This is a genomic window from Propionigenium maris DSM 9537, from assembly GCF_027925155.1.
Classification (GTDB): Bacteria; Fusobacteriota; Fusobacteriia; order Fusobacteriales; family Fusobacteriaceae; genus Propionigenium; species Propionigenium maris.
Window position 1 is genome coordinate 87,116 of the sequence record NZ_BSDY01000012.1, and the last position, 18,749, is coordinate 105,864.

15 protein-coding genes and 1 riboswitch are annotated in these 18,749 nt (G+C 42.7%); of the genes, 6 read left to right on the top strand and 9 right to left on the bottom strand.

Annotation, left to right across the window (positions count from 1 at the left end; genetic code table 11):
• Nucleotides 1–477 precede the first annotated feature (477 nt).
• Together QMG11_RS13000 and QMG11_RS13005 are read right to left on the bottom strand one after the other, a co-directional pair.
• A complete protein-coding gene (locus QMG11_RS13000; RefSeq protein ID WP_281836512.1) occupies nt 478–1,461 on the bottom strand; it encodes a YhdH/YhfP family quinone oxidoreductase in 984 nt (327 codons plus the stop codon).
• A gap of 136 nt (nt 1,462–1,597) precedes the next feature.
• On the bottom strand, nt 1,598–2,584 hold the full coding sequence (locus tag QMG11_RS13005) for a YhdH/YhfP family quinone oxidoreductase (RefSeq protein ID WP_281836514.1): 987 nt from the start codon (nt 2,582–2,584) through the stop codon (nt 1,598–1,600).
• A 274-nt stretch (nt 2,585–2,858) separates the two neighbouring features.
• On the opposite strand from QMG11_RS13005, the gene QMG11_RS13010 reads away from it, so the two are divergent.
• Genes QMG11_RS13010 through QMG11_RS13020 form a run of 3 tightly spaced genes read left to right on the top strand, consistent with a single transcriptional unit; the run spans nt 2,859 to nt 6,257 of the window.
• Nucleotides 2,859–4,988 (top strand): xanthine dehydrogenase family protein molybdopterin-binding subunit, encoded by a 2,130-nt coding sequence (locus tag QMG11_RS13010; RefSeq protein WP_281836516.1) that lies wholly within the window; start codon nt 2,859–2,861, stop codon nt 4,986–4,988.
• Entirely contained in the window at nt 4,963–5,430 is a 468-nt protein-coding gene (locus QMG11_RS13015; protein ID WP_281836517.1) for a (2Fe-2S)-binding protein, read from the top strand. The genes QMG11_RS13010 and QMG11_RS13015 overlap by 26 nt, the downstream gene beginning before the upstream one ends.
• Nucleotides 5,427–6,257, top strand: coding sequence for an FAD binding domain-containing protein (locus QMG11_RS13020; RefSeq protein ID WP_281836518.1), 831 nt, complete (start codon nt 5,427–5,429; stop codon nt 6,255–6,257). Before QMG11_RS13015 ends, QMG11_RS13020 begins: the two co-directional genes overlap by 4 nt.
• A gap of 160 nt (nt 6,258–6,417) precedes the next feature.
• On the opposite strand, the gene QMG11_RS13025 is transcribed toward QMG11_RS13020, so the two are convergent.
• The 3 genes from QMG11_RS13025 to ftsY form a co-directional block, all read right to left on the bottom strand.
• The gene (locus QMG11_RS13025; RefSeq protein ID WP_281836520.1) at nt 6,418–7,620 is read right to left on the bottom strand and encodes an acetate/propionate family kinase; all 1,203 of its coding nucleotides are present in this window, start codon (nt 7,618–7,620) and stop codon (nt 6,418–6,420) included.
• Between the two features lie 66 nt (nt 7,621–7,686).
• Nucleotides 7,687–8,682, bottom strand: a complete 996-nt coding sequence (gene pta / locus QMG11_RS13030) for a phosphate acetyltransferase (protein WP_281836521.1) — start codon at nt 8,680–8,682, stop codon at nt 7,687–7,689.
• A gap of 408 nt (nt 8,683–9,090) precedes the next feature.
• The gene (ftsY, locus tag QMG11_RS13035; protein ID WP_309302091.1) at nt 9,091–10,158 is read right to left on the bottom strand and encodes a signal recognition particle-docking protein FtsY; all 1,068 of its coding nucleotides are present in this window, start codon (nt 10,156–10,158) and stop codon (nt 9,091–9,093) included.
• Between the two features lie 537 nt (nt 10,159–10,695).
• Between ftsY and QMG11_RS13040 the strand changes: the two genes are divergently transcribed.
• The 3 genes from QMG11_RS13040 to QMG11_RS13050 all read left to right on the top strand — a co-directional run bounded on the left by QMG11_RS13040 (nt 10,696) and on the right by QMG11_RS13050 (nt 14,490).
• Nucleotides 10,696–11,325 carry a cyclic nucleotide-binding domain-containing protein gene (locus tag QMG11_RS13040; protein ID WP_281836523.1) on the top strand — a complete coding sequence of 210 codons (630 nt, stop codon included), beginning with the start codon at nt 10,696–10,698 and terminating at the stop codon, nt 11,323–11,325.
• A gap of 101 nt (nt 11,326–11,426) precedes the next feature.
• On the top strand, nt 11,427–12,545 hold the full coding sequence (locus QMG11_RS13045) for a YibE/F family protein (RefSeq protein WP_281836524.1): 1,119 nt from the start codon (nt 11,427–11,429) through the stop codon (nt 12,543–12,545).
• 118 nt (nt 12,546–12,663) lie between these two features.
• On the top strand, nt 12,664–14,490 hold the full coding sequence (locus QMG11_RS13050) for a 5'-nucleotidase C-terminal domain-containing protein (RefSeq protein WP_281836525.1): 1,827 nt from the start codon (nt 12,664–12,666) through the stop codon (nt 14,488–14,490).
• A gap of 56 nt (nt 14,491–14,546) precedes the next feature.
• Here the strand turns inward: QMG11_RS13050 and metK are convergent, their stop codons facing one another.
• The 4 genes from metK to QMG11_RS13070 form a co-directional block, all read right to left on the bottom strand.
• On the bottom strand, nt 14,547–15,698 hold the full coding sequence (gene metK / locus QMG11_RS13055) for a methionine adenosyltransferase (RefSeq protein ID WP_281836526.1): 1,152 nt from the start codon (nt 15,696–15,698) through the stop codon (nt 14,547–14,549).
• Nucleotides 15,699–15,855: 157 nt separating this feature from the next.
• A riboswitch (SAM riboswitch) is annotated at nt 15,856–15,963 on the bottom strand.
• Nucleotides 15,964–16,109: 146 nt separating this feature from the next.
• The gene (locus QMG11_RS13060) at nt 16,110–17,498 is read right to left on the bottom strand and encodes an NAD(P)/FAD-dependent oxidoreductase (protein WP_281836527.1); all 1,389 of its coding nucleotides are present in this window, start codon (nt 17,496–17,498) and stop codon (nt 16,110–16,112) included.
• Nucleotides 17,499–17,906: 408 nt separating this feature from the next.
• Entirely contained in the window at nt 17,907–18,371 is a 465-nt protein-coding gene (locus QMG11_RS13065) for a prepilin-type N-terminal cleavage/methylation domain-containing protein (RefSeq protein WP_281836528.1), read from the bottom strand.
• Nucleotides 18,372–18,517: 146 nt separating this feature from the next.
• Nucleotides 18,518–18,749, bottom strand: a 232-nt coding sequence (locus tag QMG11_RS13070; RefSeq protein ID WP_281836529.1) for a transposase, incomplete at its 5' end; no start/stop codon positions are given.

Below are 18,749 nucleotides of genomic sequence, written 5' to 3' on the forward strand. Positions count from 1 at the left end.
AGGGTATTTTAGTTCTCCAAATACCTTTTGTCAACTTTTTTTTGTTAAGTCTTGGTAAATATTAAGCTTATCAAAACAATTAATTTTTTCACAAAAGTGAATATTTTCTTAATCTCCAGATGGATATCAATTAATTTTTGTTAAATCCAGCTTAACAAATCCAAGGGCTATTTTGTATCCACTGTTCCTTTTCTACACTATTGACTTTTATTTCTTTTCTGTATCAACACATGTGTTTATTCCTCTGTTTTTGTCATACTATTTAATACCTGAAATGTGGAAATTTCAGGGAATTTGTTAAATAAAAAAGTACTTCGAGATATGTCGAGTTGTCAGATTTCAAACATAGGTTTTTTTGAAAAAATTCACAGAAGTTTACACTATGGAGCTCACTGTTAAAGCCAATTATAGAATTTTTAACCTGCTATTTAAAGTTTCACACAATAAAAAAGCTGAAAAATTTCAGCTTTTTCATCACTAATGTTTTAGTAATACCCTTCCCACAAGTTCTGAATTCAACATTTTTTTCACTTTCTCCAGTATCTCCTCTATACCTACCTCTAACACTCCCCTGTCAAGGTTCTCCCCCTTCCATGAGTCTGAGAGCCTCTTCCATACATCCACTCTCTTTCCCACAGGGCACTTTACAGAGTCTATACCAATGAGACGTACTCCCCTCAGGATAAATGGATATACATTCATCTCAGGAATCCCTCCCCCTGCTACATTTCCGCAGGTAGTTACTACTCCTCCATACTTAGTAGATCTTATTCCAATAGAGAGGGGATTGCCTCCTACAGTATCTACCACACCGGCCCACAGCTGCTTAAGCATAGGTTTTCCAGACTTATCGTCTGCTTCCTCCCTGCTTATTGTGTCCCTTGCTCCTAGGCTCAGCACAAACTCTCTTTCAGCTTCGCTTCCTACTACTCCCACAACTTCATAGCCCAGTTTTACAAGAAACTTTACCGAATGGCTTCCCACTCCTCCAGCTGCTCCTATAACCAGTACAGGTCCCGCTTCTGGTTTTACAACTTCTACAAGTTCATATACCGATAGGGCTGCTGTAAATCCTGCAGTACCATAGATCATAGCCTCCTTCAGGGAGATCCCCTCTGGCTTTCTTACCACCCAGCTTGCCGGTACTCTTATATACTCGCCAAAGCCTCCGTCGGTATTCATCCCAAGGTCATAACCTGTTACTATAACCTCTTCTCCTACCTGGATCTGCGAATCTGTGGACTCAACAACCACTCCAGAAGCATCTATTCCCGGTGTGTGGGGGTACTCCCTGGTTACTCCCCTGTTCCCTGTACAGGAAAGGGCATCCTTATAGTTTAGGGATGAATACGCCACCCTTATCACCACATCTCCTGCAGGTAGGTCCTCCATGCTTCTCTCTATAATTCTAGGGATAAACCTTCCCTCTTCTTCAAATACTCTGACAGCTTTAAATTTCATATCTCCTCCTTTAGTACGATATCGTACTAATTGTAGCAGAGTGAATTGTTTATGTCAACGAAATTAAGTTTACAGTTTTTAAAACAGTTTCAAAACTATAATCATTATAGCTTTTTTTGACAATCCATGTCAAGTTTTACTTGTGTTTGAGCACCACCCTTCCCAAAAGTTTATCCCCTATCATATCGTCTACAGCCCTCATCATCCCCTCTAAGTTCACTTCACAGATATTTTTGTCGAATTCAGGACTCCTCCACTCCTTGGCAAGTTTCTCCCAAATTATGCTTCTCCTCCTTCTGCTGGAGTATGCAGAAGCTACTCCCTTAAGCTTTACAGCCCTCAGAATGAAGGGATATACCGTAAGGTCATCTATCCTGCTCCCCGCCACATTTCCGCAGGTAGCCACCACCCCTCCAAACTTCACCTGTCTCACTGCTGTGGAAAGAAAGGGGCCTCCTACAGTATCTATCACCGATGCCCATCTCTGGCTGAGAAGAGCTTTCCCCGTGGTATCCACACTCTCCTCCCTGTTTATAGTTCCCACTGCCCCCATATTGAGAGCCATCTTCCTCTCTGCCTCGCTGTTCACCACAGCCACCACATCATACCCTAGCCTAACCAGGATCTTTACAGCATGGCTACCCACGCCCCCTGTAGCTCCGCTTACAAGTATCTCTCCGGCCTCTGGTGGGAGATCCTCCATAAGCACCTCATAGACCAGCTGCCCTGCAGTGTATCCTGCTGTCCCATAGATCATGGCGTCCCTTATATCTATGGTGTCAGCCTTTACCGCCCACTCCTCCGGAACCCTTATATACTCACCAAAGCCTCCGTCGGTATTCATGCCCAGGTCGTAGCCCGTCACCACTACTTTGTCACCTGCCCTGAACTTATCGCTCTCAGAGGTCACTACCACTCCCCCAGCATCTATCCCCGGGGTATGGGGATAACTCCTGGTCACTCCCCTGTTTCCCATACACGACAGGGCATCCTTGTAGTTGAGGGAGGAGTACTCCACCCTTATAAGAAGCTTCCCCTCGGGAAGATCCTCTGTACTTCTCTCAACTATCCGCTTGACATACCCATCTCCTTCCTCAAATACCCTTATAGCTCTAAACTTCATCCTGCCCCCTTATCATTCATTTAATCTCTACCTCTACTACATATTTTTATATTTAAAATTCCCAAATATCAAGAGTGAACATTATTTTTCATCCAATCCTCCCAAGGGGATAACTCCTACTCCTGTTAGAATAGAAAATTTATGTAGATTAAATTCCTCCTCCTATGATATAACCGGCCAACAATAAAGTTCCCCTATTCCCCGACATGCACTAAAAAAGAAATCACACAAATGGTTGAATACATTAATTAAAGATTCTTAGGGGTGTTGCTATATGAAGGAAAGAAAGAGAGTCATAATCAAGGAGAGTTTAGAGGACAAGATTACCGGTGAGGCAACCTATACCGATGATATAAGAATGGATAACCTTCTTCACGGAAGGACCCTAAGGTCTACAATAGCCCACGGGAAGATCTTGAGTATCCACTACCCTCCCTTACCTTCGGGATACTACATTATAGACAGGGATGACATCCCCCAAAATAATGTGGTTAAGATAATAGGGGAGGATCAGCCTGTATTTTCAGATGGCATAGTGAGATATATCGGAGAGCCCATAGCTCTATTTATAGGAGAGGATAGAGGTGTTTTAAAAAAGCTCTTAAAGGAAACAATCGTGGAGTACCGGGAAGTGGAACCCATTCTAAGTATTCCAGACTCCCTCAGAGGAGGAGAAGAAAACCTCTTCACAGAATACACCCTGGAGAGGGGGGATCTCACATCTGCAAGGAAGAGAGCAGCCTACTCATTTAAGGAGAGCTTTGAAACGGGAGTCCAGGAGCATGTATACCTGGAACCCCAGTCCATGGTGGCAGAGTATACCGATGGGGAGATTACAATCTGGGGGTCTATCCAGTCCTTCTTTCCAGTTAAGGAAGCAGTGGAGTACTGTACAGGCTACCCTGTAAGGGTGATTCAGCCCTCTATAGGAGGGGGATTTGGAGGAAAAGAGGATTTCCCCTCCCTGATAGCGTGCCATGCAGCTCTGGGAGCCATAAAGAGCAGAGGTCCCGTGAAGATAGTTTACGACAGGGAGGAGGATATAATCTCTACGACTAAACGTCACCCCTCCCAGACATCCTACGAGATATTTTTAGATGATGATCTTAACATCCTTGGAGCAGAGGTGGATATAAAGCTGGAAGCGGGAGCTTATGAGGGCTTATCCAATTTAGTCCTGGAGCTTATGATGGCAGAGTGCTGCGGTGTTTACAGGGTTCCTGCCTTAAAGGTTGTGGGAAGAACCCTGAAGACCAACAAGCTCTCCTTTGGAGCCTGGAGGGGCTTTGGGGCTCCCCAGGGGAATTTTTGTATGGAAACCCTTCTGGATATCATAGCTGGAAGGCTGGGAATCTCCTCCCTTGACCTCAAGAGAAGAAATTTGGTTAAGAAGGGGGACCCCACCACTGCAGGGGGAACCTACAAAGAAGATGTTTTTCTGGAGGAGATGCTGGAGGAGGCCTTGAAGAGGAGCAGCTACTACGATAAATCCAGAAAAATCACACACACAGATAAAAACAGAGTCAGATCCATAGGCCTCTCCTTCTCTACCTTGGGGGGAGGTTTAACTGGAAATGCAGAGAAAGACTTTGCTAAATCCAAGGTAAGGCTCATGAAGAGAAGAGACGGCAAAGTAGTTATATATTCATCTATAGTGGACATAGGGCAGGGGGCTCATATCACATTGAGAAAAATAGTCGCCCATGTTCTGGGTATCCCTCTTGAGAGGATTATCTATGCCATTCCAGACTCAAAGAACTGCCCCGACTCAGGGCCCACAGTGGCCTCCAGATCTATCCTGATTATAGGAAAGCTTTTGGAGAGAGCTGCTGAGAAACTCAGGGAAAAACTCCCTCTTCCGGGGGAGTTTGAAGTTGTAGAGGAGTACAGACACCCTGCTGGATATCGGTGGGAGGATGAAAAACATCTGGGCGACGCAACTATTAGCCACTCCTTTGCTGTGAATGTTATAGAGGTAGAGATAGATTTAATAAGCTACAGGATATACCCCATAAAGTATTGGGGTGTCTATGATATAGGTACACCTATAGACCCCAAGATAGCTTTGGGTCAGGTCCAGGGAGGGGTCGTTCAGGGAGCAGGATACTCCCACATGGAGGTTATGAAGTTTGACGACAAGGGAGCCCTCCTCCAGAAAAACTTAACAGACTACCTGATCCCCACTTCAAAGGATATATTCCCAATGGAGGTCTCCTTTTTTGAAAATAGGGGAGAGCATGGTCCCATGGGGGCTAAGGCACTGGGAGAGCTTCCCTTTATAGGAGTAGCTCCAGCCATCCTGGCAGCTGTAAACAGGGCTTTCAACTGTGAGATCAAGAGGGTCCCTCTAAATCCCGAGTTTTTAATGGAGGTATTGGATGAAGATAAGGTTCAAGTTAAATAATAAGGATATAGAGTATTGTGGACCGCCCATGGCAAGACTCATAGATTTTATAAGAGATACCATGGGAGTAACCAGCTGCAAGATAGGGTGCGGCGAGGGGGAGTGCGGGGCATGCTCGGTATTGATTGATGGAAGGCTGGCCCTGGCATGTATAACCCCTGTGGGACAGGTTAGAAATAAATCCGTCTTAACTGTTGAGGGAATAAGAGACACCAGGGAGTTTTCAATCTTGAAGAGATCCTTTGAGGAGCATGGATCGGTTCAGTGTGGCTTCTGCATACCTGGTATGATTCTGGCGGCCTACTCCCTCTTAAAATCCACTCCAAATCCAAGGGAGGAGGAGATAAGGGAGGCTATCTCTGGAAACTTGTGCAGATGTACGGGATACCTATCTATAATAGAGGCCATTAAATCTGCGGCTAGAGAGGTGGAAAAACTATGATGAAGGCATACTATCCCGAGACCTTAGAGGAGGCCTTGGAAGCGCTGAAAAATAAGGATAGCAGAATTATAGCCGGAGGAACCGACTTAAAGCTGGGAAGAACCCAGGAAGGTTCCCTAATCTTCACAGAGGGCATTCATGAGCTCAAGAAAATCACAAGAAGGGATACTCACCTAGCAATAGGGGCAGGGGTCACCCTCTCTATGTTATTGGAGGAGAGGGAGATCCCCTTTATGGAGAAGTTAGTGAGAAGTATTGCCTCTCCAGGAATAAGAAACTGGGCAAGTGTGGGAGGAAATCTCTGTAACGCCTCCCCCATCGGGGATCTCCTCCCCATGGTCTATGCCCTGGATGGAAGGGTGAAGCTGATTAAAAAGGGCTGTGAGAGGCTGCTTCCCATAGAAGAATTTATCTTGGGAAGAAAGAGGACCGCTTTAGAGGAAGAGGAACTATTAAAAGAAGTGGTAATCTATTGCCCTGTGGAGGGATATAAGTATTTCTGGATCAAGATCTCAGGACGGGAAGCCAACTCCCTCTCCAAGGTAAATTCATTTGCCACCTATAAATATGAAGAAAAAAAGCTTGTAGACCTGAAAATTGCAATGGGTGGTCTGGGGCCAACTGTTATTAGAGAGAGGGAGATAGAGGAAGAGCTCATAGAGGTAATCAATAGAGGAGAAGGAGTGGAGGAGTTAGAGGTTCTATTCAAGGAGTACCAAAAGCTCTTTCGGCCAGTAACCGATCAAAGGTCTGAATCCAGCTATAAGCTGGGAGTTTCGAGAAAGATATACCTCAACCTAATGGAGTATATATTAAAAGACAAATAAATCGAAAGCTAGCCTCTTAAGAATATCTAACTAAAAAGGAGCGTGACGCTCCCCCCCTTCCAATCTTATGCAATTGATTTTCATGATGGTAATAGTCTATAATTTTATACCTTTCTTAAATAACAAAAAAAGACCAGTCCATAGGACTGGTCTATATTAATTAGTTTCCTTTTACGATTGAGTAAGTATCTCTAGCGATTACTAGCTCTTCGTTTGTCTGGATCTTGTAAACTGCTACTTTAGAAGAATCCTTAGAAAGCTTTACGCTTCCCTTCTTTCTTACAGAGTTTACTTCAGTGTCAAGCTCTACACCCATGTACTCAAGACCTTCTAGTGCCTTAGATCTTACTAGTGAAGAGTTCTCTCCGATTCCACCTGTGAAACAGATCATATCTACTCCACCCATAGCTGCTGCGTACTGAGCGATGTAAGATCTGATTCTGTATGTCATCATGTCGATAGCAAGCTCTGCTCTCTCATCACCATCTGCTGCTGCCATCTCAAGGTCTCTACAGTCAGAAGACTTTTCGAAGATTCCTAGGATTCCAGACTGCTTGTTCATTCTAGCGTCCATTTCCTTGTCTGTAAGCTCTCTCTTGTTCTTGATGTAAAGAACTGCTGCAGGATCGATATCTCCACATCTAGTTCCCATCATTAGACCCTGTAGAGGAGTAAGTCCCATAGATGTATCTACACACTTTCCGTCCTTTACAGCTGATACAGATGCACCGTTTCCAAGGTGACAAACGATTACTTTAGAGTTCTCAGGGTTACCCATGATCTCTTGTGCAGCGTTTGATACGAACTTGTGAGAAGTTCCGTGGAATCCATACTTTCTAACTTTTAGCTCTTTGTAATCAGCGTAAGGTACTGGGTACATAAATGCTTTTGCAGGCATAGTCTGGTGGAATGCAGTATCGAATACTCCAACGTTTGGCTTTCCTGGCATAAGCTTCATACAAGTCTCAACACCCATTAGGTTTGCTGGGTTGTGTAGTGGAGCTAGCTCGTTGTTCTCTTCTACAGCCTTGATTACTTCGTCTGTAAGTAGTACTGAATCAGCAAACGCCTCTCCACCGTGTACTACTCTGTGTCCGATAGCGTCAACTTCCTCTACAGATTTGATTACTCCGTACTCCTCATTTACTAAAGCTCCGATTACCATCTCTAGTGCTTCCTTGTGAGTAGGCATATCGTTCTCTAAAGTGATTTCAAAGTCAGTTGCTGGTACTTCGTACTCTAGCTTAGAACCGTGGATTCCGATTCTGTCGCACAGACCTACTGCAAATACCTCTCCTGATTCTGGGTTCATTAACTGATACTTTAGCGAAGAACTTCCGCAGTTGATTACTAAAACCTTCATTTTATGGTTTCCTCCTAAGTTTTTTTTATTTATATTCTTAAAACCTTTTATTTTTATAAGTGTCTACTATCCTGCCTGTACAGCTGTGATTGCTGTAAGGTTTACGATGTCTGATACAGAACATCCTCTAGAAAGGTCGTTGATTGGTGCTGCAAGACCTTGTAGTAATGGACCGTGAGCTTCTGCTCCAGCAAGCCTTTGAACAAGCTTGTATCCGATGTTTCCTGCTGCTAGGTTAGGGAATACTAGGATGTTTGCATTTCCTGCTACCTTTGACTCAGGTGCTTTCTTAGCTCCTACTGCTGCTACTAGAGCTGCGTCTGCCTGAAGCTCAGCTTCGAATTCGAAGTCTACTCCTCTTTCAGCAAGAATCTTTCCAGCTTCGATAACTGTATCTACAGTATCGTGCTTAGCAGATCCCTTAGTTGAGAATGACATTAGAGCTACCTTTGGCTCAAGTCCAGCTACTGCCTTAGCTGTCTCTGCTGCACCTGCTGCGATATCAGCAAGCTGCTCAGATGTTGGCTCAGGAATTACTGCACAGTCTCCAAATAGGATGATGTCTCCGTATGTTTCCTGCTTTGAAGCAAGCTCCATTAGGAATACAGATGAAACCGTTCTCATTCCAGGCTTAGTTCCTACAACCTGAATTCCTGCTCTAAGTACGTTTGATGTAGGTGAGTCAGATCCAGATACCATTCCGTCTACATCTCCCATCTTTACCATCATTGCACCGAAGAAGTTAACATCAGTTGTAAGGATCTCCTTAGCTTTCTCCTCAGTCATACCCTTCTTAGCTCTTAGCTCAACAAGCTTAGCTACGTATGCATCTATCTTTTCACAATTGTTAGGGTCAGCAATTACTGCACCTTCAAGATTAATACCTAATTTTTCTGCTTCTGCTTTGATTGTAGCTTCGCTTCCAACAAGTACAGGAACAGCTAGTCCCTCTTTAACTACATCTGCTGCAGCTCTTAGAACTCTCTCGTCTGTTGCTTCAGGTAATACGATCTTCTTACCTAATGCTTTAGATTTTTCTTTGATCTTTAGTATGATACTCACTAGATTCCTCCTATAAATAAATAAGTCTTTAAGTGTTTGACCTAATTTAATAATACTTAGCTATCTTACCAAAAAAAAAGTTTTTTTACAAGTATTTTCAAACAGGTTTTAACTATCACTTAACACTTTTTATCACTTTTTCGGTTTTCCTATCCTTATATTACCACATTTTGATCAAATTCAAACCATATTTAAACATTTTTTTCCTATTTTTTTCCACAAAAGATACCATTTTTACGATCTATCCCTTATTTTACTTGGGTAGAAGCGTGTACCCCAAAAGACAAAGTCACCTATATCAAACACCTTCCACCTAAACAATGTTAATTTTTTATCAATCTAATCTAGAATTCTTAGGTTTTAACACAACAAAAGGAAGACCCCTCACCTGGTCTTCCTTCTCTTAAATTACTCAAATATTGCTTTGATGTACTCCTTTGAATCAAAGACTCTCAGGTCCTCTATTCCCTCTCCTACACCGATATATTTAATTGGCTTCTTCAGCTCCTCAGATATTGAGAATACTATTCCACCCTTAGCTGTTCCATCTAACTTGGTCACGATAAACCCAGTAAGGTTCGTTACCTCATTGAATACCTTTGCCTGGTTTAGTCCGTTCTGACCTGTAGTTCCATCTATCACAAGAACACTCTCATAGCTGTGCTCCCCAACCTGCTTTCCAATGATGGTATTTATCTTTTCAAGCTCCTTCATCAGGTTATTTTTATTGTGCAGTCTTCCTGCAGTATCTATTATAGCTACATCAGCATTTCTCTTCTTTGCCGCTTCCAGGGTATCAAATACCACTGCCCCAGGATCTGCTCCCTGGGAGTGCTTGATGATATCTGCTCCTGCCCTGTCTGCCCACTCCTCCAGCTGCTCAATAGCTGCAGCTCTGAAGGTATCACCTGCTCCTATTACTACATTCTTTCCTTCCTTAACCAGCTTACTTGCTATCTTTCCTATGGTAGTTGTCTTTCCTACTCCGTTTACCCCTACTACAAGAAGTACGTTAAGCCCCGGCTTATATATATCCAGGTCTGTTCCCTCGCTTATAAGGAACCCCTCCATTACATCCTTAAGTACGTCATACACAAGGGCAGGGTCCTTTATCCCTCTGGCTTTAACTTCCTTCTCCAGTCTGTCCACTATCTTAAGGGTCATATCCATACCTATATCCGACTGGATAAGGATCTCCTCTAGCTCCTCATACATATCCTCATCTATAACGCTTCTTCCTGCAAAGAACTTCTTCATCTTTCCAAAAAGTCCCTCTCTGGATTTTACAAGTTTCTCCTTCAGGGATGCAAAGATACCCTTCTTCTTAGGAGCTTCTCTGAGGGCTGCCTGAGCTCTTGCTCTCTCCTCCTCACGAGCTTTCTCCTCCTTGGTTTTTCTCTCCTCTTCCTCTCTGGCCTTCTCCTCCTCAGCAAGTCTTGCTTCCTCGGCAAGTCTGGCTCTTTCCTCTGCCTTCACTCTCTCAGCTTCCTCTAGAGCTCTCCTCTCAGCTTCGGCTCTTGCTTCCTCTACTCTTCTCTCTTCAGCAAGTCTCGCCTCCTCGGCAGCCGCTCTTTCAGCTTCCTCTCTTTCCTTGGCTTCCCTTGCTGCTTCTGCCTCCTCAGCCGCCTTCTTTTCAGCTACTGCCTTGGCTTCCTCCTCTGCTATCTTTTCCTCTCTGGCCTTCTCCTCTGCCAGTCTCTGCTCCTCTATCTCTCTATCTTCTTCCTCTTTTTTCTTCCCTATTCCGAATATCTTCTTAAAAAAACTCATATTCCCTCCCAGTGCTTTCATTTTCAAAGTTTTTCACTACAATATTAGCATATTTACCCCCTATTTACAATATTCCCTTACCCCTGAAGCCCTGAAGATACCAATACCTGACCCTGGGGGAACTTTCTTCTCCCGTCCCTTTTGTAGGGGGAGAGGGTCTCTCTCTGAGAAAAAAACTTTACAAATCCTTCCAAATCCCATAAACTCTAACTTAGATTTATTTCAAACTAGGGAGGTCTTACTGTGAATTGGAAGGAGATTTTAGAGGAATCCATCTTTAAAAATTTCACCCAGATAGACAGGTGCAAAACAATATATTTAAAGGCTGGAGACAGCATGAATCCCACTGAGGATATCATCTATCTCCTGAGGGGAGATATAGATTTTTCCTATACCAATTTTTTCGGAGATGTCCTTTCCCTTCCCTCTGGAGGAAGATCCAAGTTTTTAAGTGTCACCTATAAACCACAATTAAAGAGGTGTCTTATCACAGCACTAGAGGACAGCTGCCTTCTTCTCATCCCTGAGGAAGTGAGGGATGATCTGGAGAACAACCTGAAGATCTTAAAGGAGATGTACAGGGATGTTGTGGGAAATCAGCTCTTTTTTCTGGAGAGCTATAAGGAGAACTTTGTGAGGTCAAACTTGGGTAACCTGGAAAAGATAGCTTACTTCCTTTTGGAGAGCGGTGGAAACCAGGGAAGGTTCGACCCATCCAAGAAAAAGGAGCTCCTTGCTAGGCTGGATATAAAAAGCAACCTCTTATACAGAACCTTAGATCAGCTGGCAGATAAGGGGGTTATCCAGATAAGGGGAGGATCTGTTGAAATAAAAGACATCAAGTATCTTGAAGGATTACTAAAGAAAAAATAAGACGATATTCCATCTGGAGTTTCATGTCTCCAGGAGGCTGCAAACCTCCCTTCAGCGGGGATATTGATCTCTCATGGGATGCTTAGTCCAAGGAGAGTTTTATGGTATCAAAAAATACTTTTAACTTGGGAGTTATCCTGAGTATTGTAGCTATAATTACCCTTTCCATCTACCTTAACAGGGAGTCCAAGGTGGAAAAACACTTCAACTACCACTACAGCAAGGGAGTTGTATTAGAGGTCAAGGAGGAGAAGATAGAACCCCACGATCTCTATCCCTCCAGAAAGATCGGAAGACAGGAACTTCTCGTTAAGATTACCCAGGGGAAGTATAAAGATAGAACCTTCGATGTCACAAACTATATCAGTGCCGAGAGAAACTATATAGCCTATCCTGGAATGAAGGCTGTGTTCACCCTGAGGGAGAATGGAGATGACCTGGGAATATGGCTCTACAGCTATAAGAGTGAGGGGTGGATCTACCTTCTGGGAGGGGTATTTTTAGGAGTTATCCTCCTTCTCAGCGGAAAGAGGGGTCTGGAGTCCATCCTTGCCCTTGCCTTTACCAGTACCGTTGTATTCTTCGTGCTCATCCCCCTTCTCTTTTCAGGAAGGGACCCTATCTTCTGGAGTATCCTCCTCTCAGCTATCATAACGGGAATCTCCCTTATTCTTATAGGTGATTTCGACAAGAAGACCATGGCAGCCATTGCAGGGACTCTCAGCGGGATAATCATTGCAGGGATAATGGCCTATACCTTTGGAAGGCTGGCTAAGCTGTCAAATACCTACCTGGAGTATGGAGATCAGCTTCTCTATCTTTCCAGCAAGTTTCCAGTAAAGTTTGACGGACTTATCTTCACAGGGATCCTCATAGCTTCCCTTGGAGCTGTAATGGATGTAGCCATGTCCATAGCTTCTGCTGCCTACGAGCTGGCTGAAGCATCCAAACCCAGCCAAAAGGAGCTCTTTATCTCCTCTATGAATATCGGAAGGGATATTATGGGAACTATGACAAACACCCTTATCCTTGCCTTTACAGGGGGAGCCCTCAATATGCTCCTTATGATCTGGGGGTTCAGGATGGGATACACCCAGGTAATGAATATGCCCGTTTTTGCCACAGAGGTAATCCAGGCACTTTCTGGAAGTATCGGGATCGTTCTTACAGTACCATTTACTGCAGCTATTTCAGCCTACCTCTACAGCAGAAGGGATTAGGCAGGCTGCTCTTCATGGGGACCTGCTCAGAAGAAGAGCCCCATGGCACCTTAGTTAGTAAAGGCCGGCTCCACCGGCTATCACTATATAAAACAATGTTTACACAAGGAGAGAAAGTATGTTAAAGAAGTATTCGAAGTCCCTTTCGGTTCTTGCTCTTGTAGCTGTTCTTGCAGCCTGTAGCCAGACTGAAAGTGCAAATCAGACAAAACAGGAGGCAAAGGTTCCTTCTGCTACCAAGGTGGAGAAGCTACAGGTAAATGAGGACAAGCACCTTGTTATAATGCACCTTAACGATACTCACGGTAGAGTAGAGGAGGGGAAGTATGACGGAATGGGATATGCCAGAGTTAAGACTCTTGTAGATAACGTAAGAAAAAATAATGACAACGTTCTTCTTCTAGATGCTGGAGATACTATCCACGGAACTGTATTTGCTGCTCTTTCAAGGGGAGAATCTATCGTAGAGATCATGAATACTATGGACTATGTAGCAATGGCTCCAGGAAACCACGACTTCAACTATGGTCTGGACAGATTAGAGGAGTTAGAGGACAAGATGAACTTTGAGGTTCTGGCTTCAAATGTTGAGTACAAGGAGGATGGAAATACTGCATTCAAACCTTATATCATTAAGGAGATCGACGGTATGAAAATCGGTATTCTTGGGGTATCTACTCCTGAAACTGCATATAAGACAAGTCCTGCCAATGTAGAGGCTGTTACCTTCACAAATCCAATTGCTACTGCTAAGAAGGCTGTAGAGGATATGAGCAAGGAGGGAGTAAACTACATCGTAGCTGTATCCCACCTAGGTGTAGATGAGGATTCATACTACACAAGTATCAGACTGGCTGAGGAGGTTCAGGGAATCGACCTTATCGTTGATGGTCACAGCCACACTACCCTTAAAAACGGACTTCAGATTGGAGATACTCTAATCGTTCAGACTGGATTCTACGACAAGAACCTTGGTAAGGTAGATATCTCAATCAACAAGGATGGTTCTACAAATGCCACTGCTTCACTGATCTCAAAGGAAGAGGCTATGGGAAGAACTGAGGAAGTAGAGGTAGAGAAAGAGGTAGTAGTTACTGTAAATGATGACTACTCTATTAAAGCTGGAGATACTCTTTCTGAGATCTCATTCAGCCACAAAATCCCTCAGGGAACAATAATGGCAGCTAACGACCAGATCGTTAACCCCGACCTGATCTACGCTGAGGATAACCTTGTTCTACCAACAGAGAGAACAGAGGTTGTTAAAGAGGTAGAGACTAGAGTTGTTGGAGGAGTAGCCAAGGATCAGACTGTTATGGATACTATCAACAGAATCAAGATTGAAAATGAGAAGATTACAAGTGTTGTAGTTGGACATACAGATGTTACTCTAGATGGAGAGAGAGGACAGGTTAGAGCAGGGGAGACAAACCTTGGAAACCTTCTTACTACAGCTATGCTAGATAAAACTGGAGCAGACCTTGCTCTTACAAATGGTGGAGGAATCAGAGCTTCTATCAAGGAGGGAGACATCAAGAAGGGGGATGTAATCTCAGTACTTCCATTTGGTAACTACGTTGTGGTAATCGAGGTTACTGGTCAGGACATCATCGATGCCCTTGAAAATGGTATTCAGTCATATCCAAATGCAAGGGGAGCATTCCCGCATGTAGATGGTATGAAGGTTAAGTTCGATCCTATCCAGGAGGCTTTCAGCAGAGTTGTGGAAGTTACTCTAGACAATGGAGAAAAGCTGGATCCAGCTAAAACTTACTCCCTTGCAACAAATGACTTTATGGCAGTTGGAGGAGACCAGTATGAGTCTCTGAAGGGGAAGAAAACTCTAGGAGAGTATGAGTCTTTAGAGGAGATTCTTTCAGACTACATCTCTAAAAATGGAGTTACTATCACTACAGCAGAGGGTAGAGTTTCATCAATCAGATAAATTTAAACAATTAAAGGGAGGAGCTAAATAGCTCCTCCCTTTTTTTAGCTAAGTTATTACTTAACTAGCTCCTTTATCTCTTCTACCTTGTTTAGTCTCTCCCATGGAAGGTCGACATCTGTTCTTCCAATGTGACCAAATGCAGCAAGATCCTGGTACTTGAAGTTTCCACTTCTTAGCTCAAGGTCTCTCTCGATCCCTCTTGGAGTAAGGTCGAATACCTTCTCTACGATCTCTGCCATATCAGCTTCTTCTATCTTTCCAGTTCCAAATGTATCCACCTTGATAGAAGTAGGCTCTACTACACCGATAGCATATGAAAGCTGAACTTCACACTTTTCAGCTAGACCTGCAGCTACAAGGTTCTTTGCTACCCATCTTGCAGCATATGCAGCTGATCTGTCCACCTTTGAAGGGTCCTTTCCAGAGAAAGCTCCTCCTCCGTGTCTAAAGTATCCACCGTATGTATCTACGATTATCTTTCTTCCAGTAAGTCCAGCATCTCCGTGAGGACCTCCGATAACAAATCTTCCAGTTGGGTTGATGTGGAAGTGCTTTACCTCTGCAGGGTTAAGCTCATACTTCTCAAGTACTGGATTGATTACCTGCTCGATAACTGTCTCGTGGATCTCCTCCTGAGTTACATCTGGGTGGTGCTGTACAGATAGTACCACTGTATCTACGTGATCTACTTTTCCATTCTCATCGTAAGCTAGAGTTACCTGAGACTTAGCGTCTGGTCTTGCCCAAATGATGTCCTTTGATCTAGTAAGTCTAGTTAATCTTGTGATAATCTCTCTAGATAGTACAAGTGCTAGAGGCATAAGCTCTGGAGTTTCATTTACTGCTCCTCCAAACATGATCCCCTGGTCTCCTGCTCCACCGATATCTACACCCATTGAGATGTCAGGTGACTGAGCGTGAATAGCATTTAGTACACCACAGTCTGAGTCAAATCCCATCCCCTGCTTGTATCCGATCTCATCTATCTTTTCTCTTACAATCTTCTGAACGTCTACATATGTAGAAGTAGTGATCTCTCCACCTACTACTACCTGACCTGTAGTACAGAATACCTCACAAGCTACTCTTGCGTTGGGGTCATCCTTTAGGCATGCATCTAGTACTGCATCCGATACCTGGTCTGATATTTTATCTGGGTGCCCTGGTGACACGCACTCTGAAGTAAATAAAATTTTCTTTGTCATTTTTTAAATCATCTCCTTATTAAGTCTTCTCTACTCTTTTTCTTTAATTTTTAGTTATCCTCTAGGTAAAGGATTATTCTGGCTCTACCTTTCCCTGAATAACTTGAAATAAAAAATCCTCCTTCCAGTTAAGAAAGAGGATTTCAATTTATCTTCTTTCTCATCTTTAAGCTCGTATTTATTGAGCTCTGGAATTGGCACCACACCACAATGGGTAGGTTGCCGGGCGTCATAGGGCCAGTCCCTCAGCCTCTCTTGATAAGAGTCATTTTTTATATTTACAGGCTAATATTACCACGTAATACTATTTTATGTCAACTTTTTTTAGTAATATAAAATAAAAAGTTTATAATTATTAAATTTATCCACCTTTTTAAGTTGGAGGAGTAATCCTCCAACTTAAATTTAAAACTATCCCACAATGTTTCTTGCTGCAAGGATCCCCATTACTGCAGCGATATTAAGTCCGCTTCCATATCCAGAACTGTCTCCCACAGAGTAGAGTCCCTTAATTGAAGTTTCCATATTTTTATCGATTATTACCCTGGTACTTCTGAACTTTATCTCAGGGAAGTAAAGAAGAAGGTCACTGGAAGCAAATCCAGGAGTTACCTTGTCGTGAACCTCTATAAATTCGATGATATTATCCAATATTCTCTTTGGACACGCCAGAGCTATATCCCCAGCTACATAGTCCTCAGTTGTAGGGATTATATTCAGTCTAGAAAGTCTTTCCTCAGTTGATCTTCTTCCAGCTTTCAGGTCTCCATAGGACTGCATAAGTATCTTTCCAGAGGTAAGCATAGATGACATTCTAGCTATTGCCGTTGCATACTCAAAGGGCTGATCAAAGGGCTCGGTAAATGTCTTAGTACATAGAAGAGCCAGGTTTGTATTTGTAGATTTCTTATTCTTGTATGCATGACCGTTGGCCAGGATTACATCATCGCTGTGCTTTTCCACAGCTATAAACCCGCTTGGGTTACTGCAGAAGGTTCTCATCTTATCCTTATACTTTTCTGTATAGTATACCATCTTAGCTTCATAGAAGTTTTTATTGATATCCTTCATCACTACATCAGGTACCTCTACTCTTACTCCAAGGTCTATAGCTCCTGCCTTATATGCAATGTTGTGCTTCTTACAGAGCTTCATCATCTTCTTAGCTCCACTTCTTCCTACACCCATTACAACATTATCAGATGAGTAGCTCTCCATCTCACCGTTCTTAGATACAACAACACCCTTTACAGCATTATCCTCTACAATAAGGTCCTCTATATCTGCTCCCGTTGAAAACTCCACACCCTTTTCAAGAAGAACATCTACAATCTTAGTGTATAGCTCTCTGGAACCATCTGTTCCCAGGTGCATTGTAGGAGTATCTACAAGCTGTACATTGTTTTCAATACACTTTCTCTTGATCTCCTCCATCTTCTCGTTGTATGTAAGTCCAACTGGAGTTTCATCGAATCCAAACTCCTTATAAATACCTGCCACATATGAGATTGTCTCATTTACGATCTGCTTTCCAGTAACAGTGTGTACATCTCCCCCTACTCTATAATCCATGTTGAACTTTGAATCTGAAAATGCTCCAGCTCCACTTACCCCATAGATAATTGCACAAGTAGGACACTTTACACACTCATCTGTTTTTTCCTTAGGACATACTCTCTGTCTCAGCATCCTTCCCTTATCTACTATTAAAATTTTCTTTGAAGGCTCCTTGGTAATTGCTTCATAAGCTCCAAAAACACTTGCCTGTCCTCCACCTACAAAAATAATATCGTACTTCATAAGATCTACCTCCTAAAACCTGTCACAGGTCGTTATCAAAATAAAAAAACCTAAGTATATACCAACTCTCTCAGTATACACTTAGGCTTGTATTTTATTCTCTTGTGTAAGGTGTACAGCTATCCCTATCTCCAATCTTCTCTTTAACTTTTCTCTACAGATAGGTATTCCCTGCATCGCTCACACTCTCCTTTTTTCATCTAAACACCAAGAGTCATTCTAGCATACTTTCCACATTCCTTCAACTCCTTAATCTTTTTTCCTGTTTCTTTTAAAGGTCTTCCCTTTTCTAAACAAGGTTTTACGGTGCTTTAAGCTCATCTAAAATTCAGCTTAATTTTTCCCATAGGACATAACTACTTTAGGTTCTCTGTTTTTTTTATCTAAAAAAGAGGGAGCTCCCTCCCTCTAATACTCAGACCAGTCTATACTCGAATCTCCGTAACTACCTTTCTCTAGAGATGCGTGGAGGTCACCACTCTCCACATCATAGTTCCAGCCTCCCTCTTGGCTGTCGGTTACACTCCCCAGATCATAGACCTTATTGGTATTCTCTACCCTTATATCTCCATCATCATATGAAGGGGTCTTGGGAAACCTGCCCTTGCTATAGAACTCTGTAAACTTATTACCTCCAGATGAAACCTCAGTTAAGTCCTGATCCTCTGCTCCATATTTAAACTTTGGATATTCTCCAGACTTTATATAGAATATAGATATACTGGTTCTGAGATTTGCCAGGTTCCCCTGAACCTGAGCTATCTTAGCACTATCCGATACTCTTATAAACCTAGGTAAAGCTATTGCTGCAAGGAGCCCGATTATTGCTACTACAATCATGAGCTCAATTAATGTGAAACCTGTTTTTTTCATATCCTCCTCCAGCCTCGGATACCTTCCTAAACTAGATTTCCCTAAAAAATTATCACAGCTTTTTAAAAATGTCAAAGCTCCATCCATAATATTTTCTACGTTTATTTTTAAACCTTTGAAAAACAAGTTGACTTTATTAAAAATTTTTATTTAATTTTTAATAGGCTGTTGCAAAAGTATTGTATAATTTTCAATATTGCAATGGCCTTTTCTATTGTAAATAATAATATCTTTAAACTAACATTAAAAAACTTCCTGCTTAGCCCTCTAACTCTATGATTATCAATAGAGTAGTTTTCTTTTAAATTTCCAAACAACCTTTCTATTTCCCAACGCTTAGCATATCTTTTTCTACCTTCTTTTGAAAGCAGATAAGTA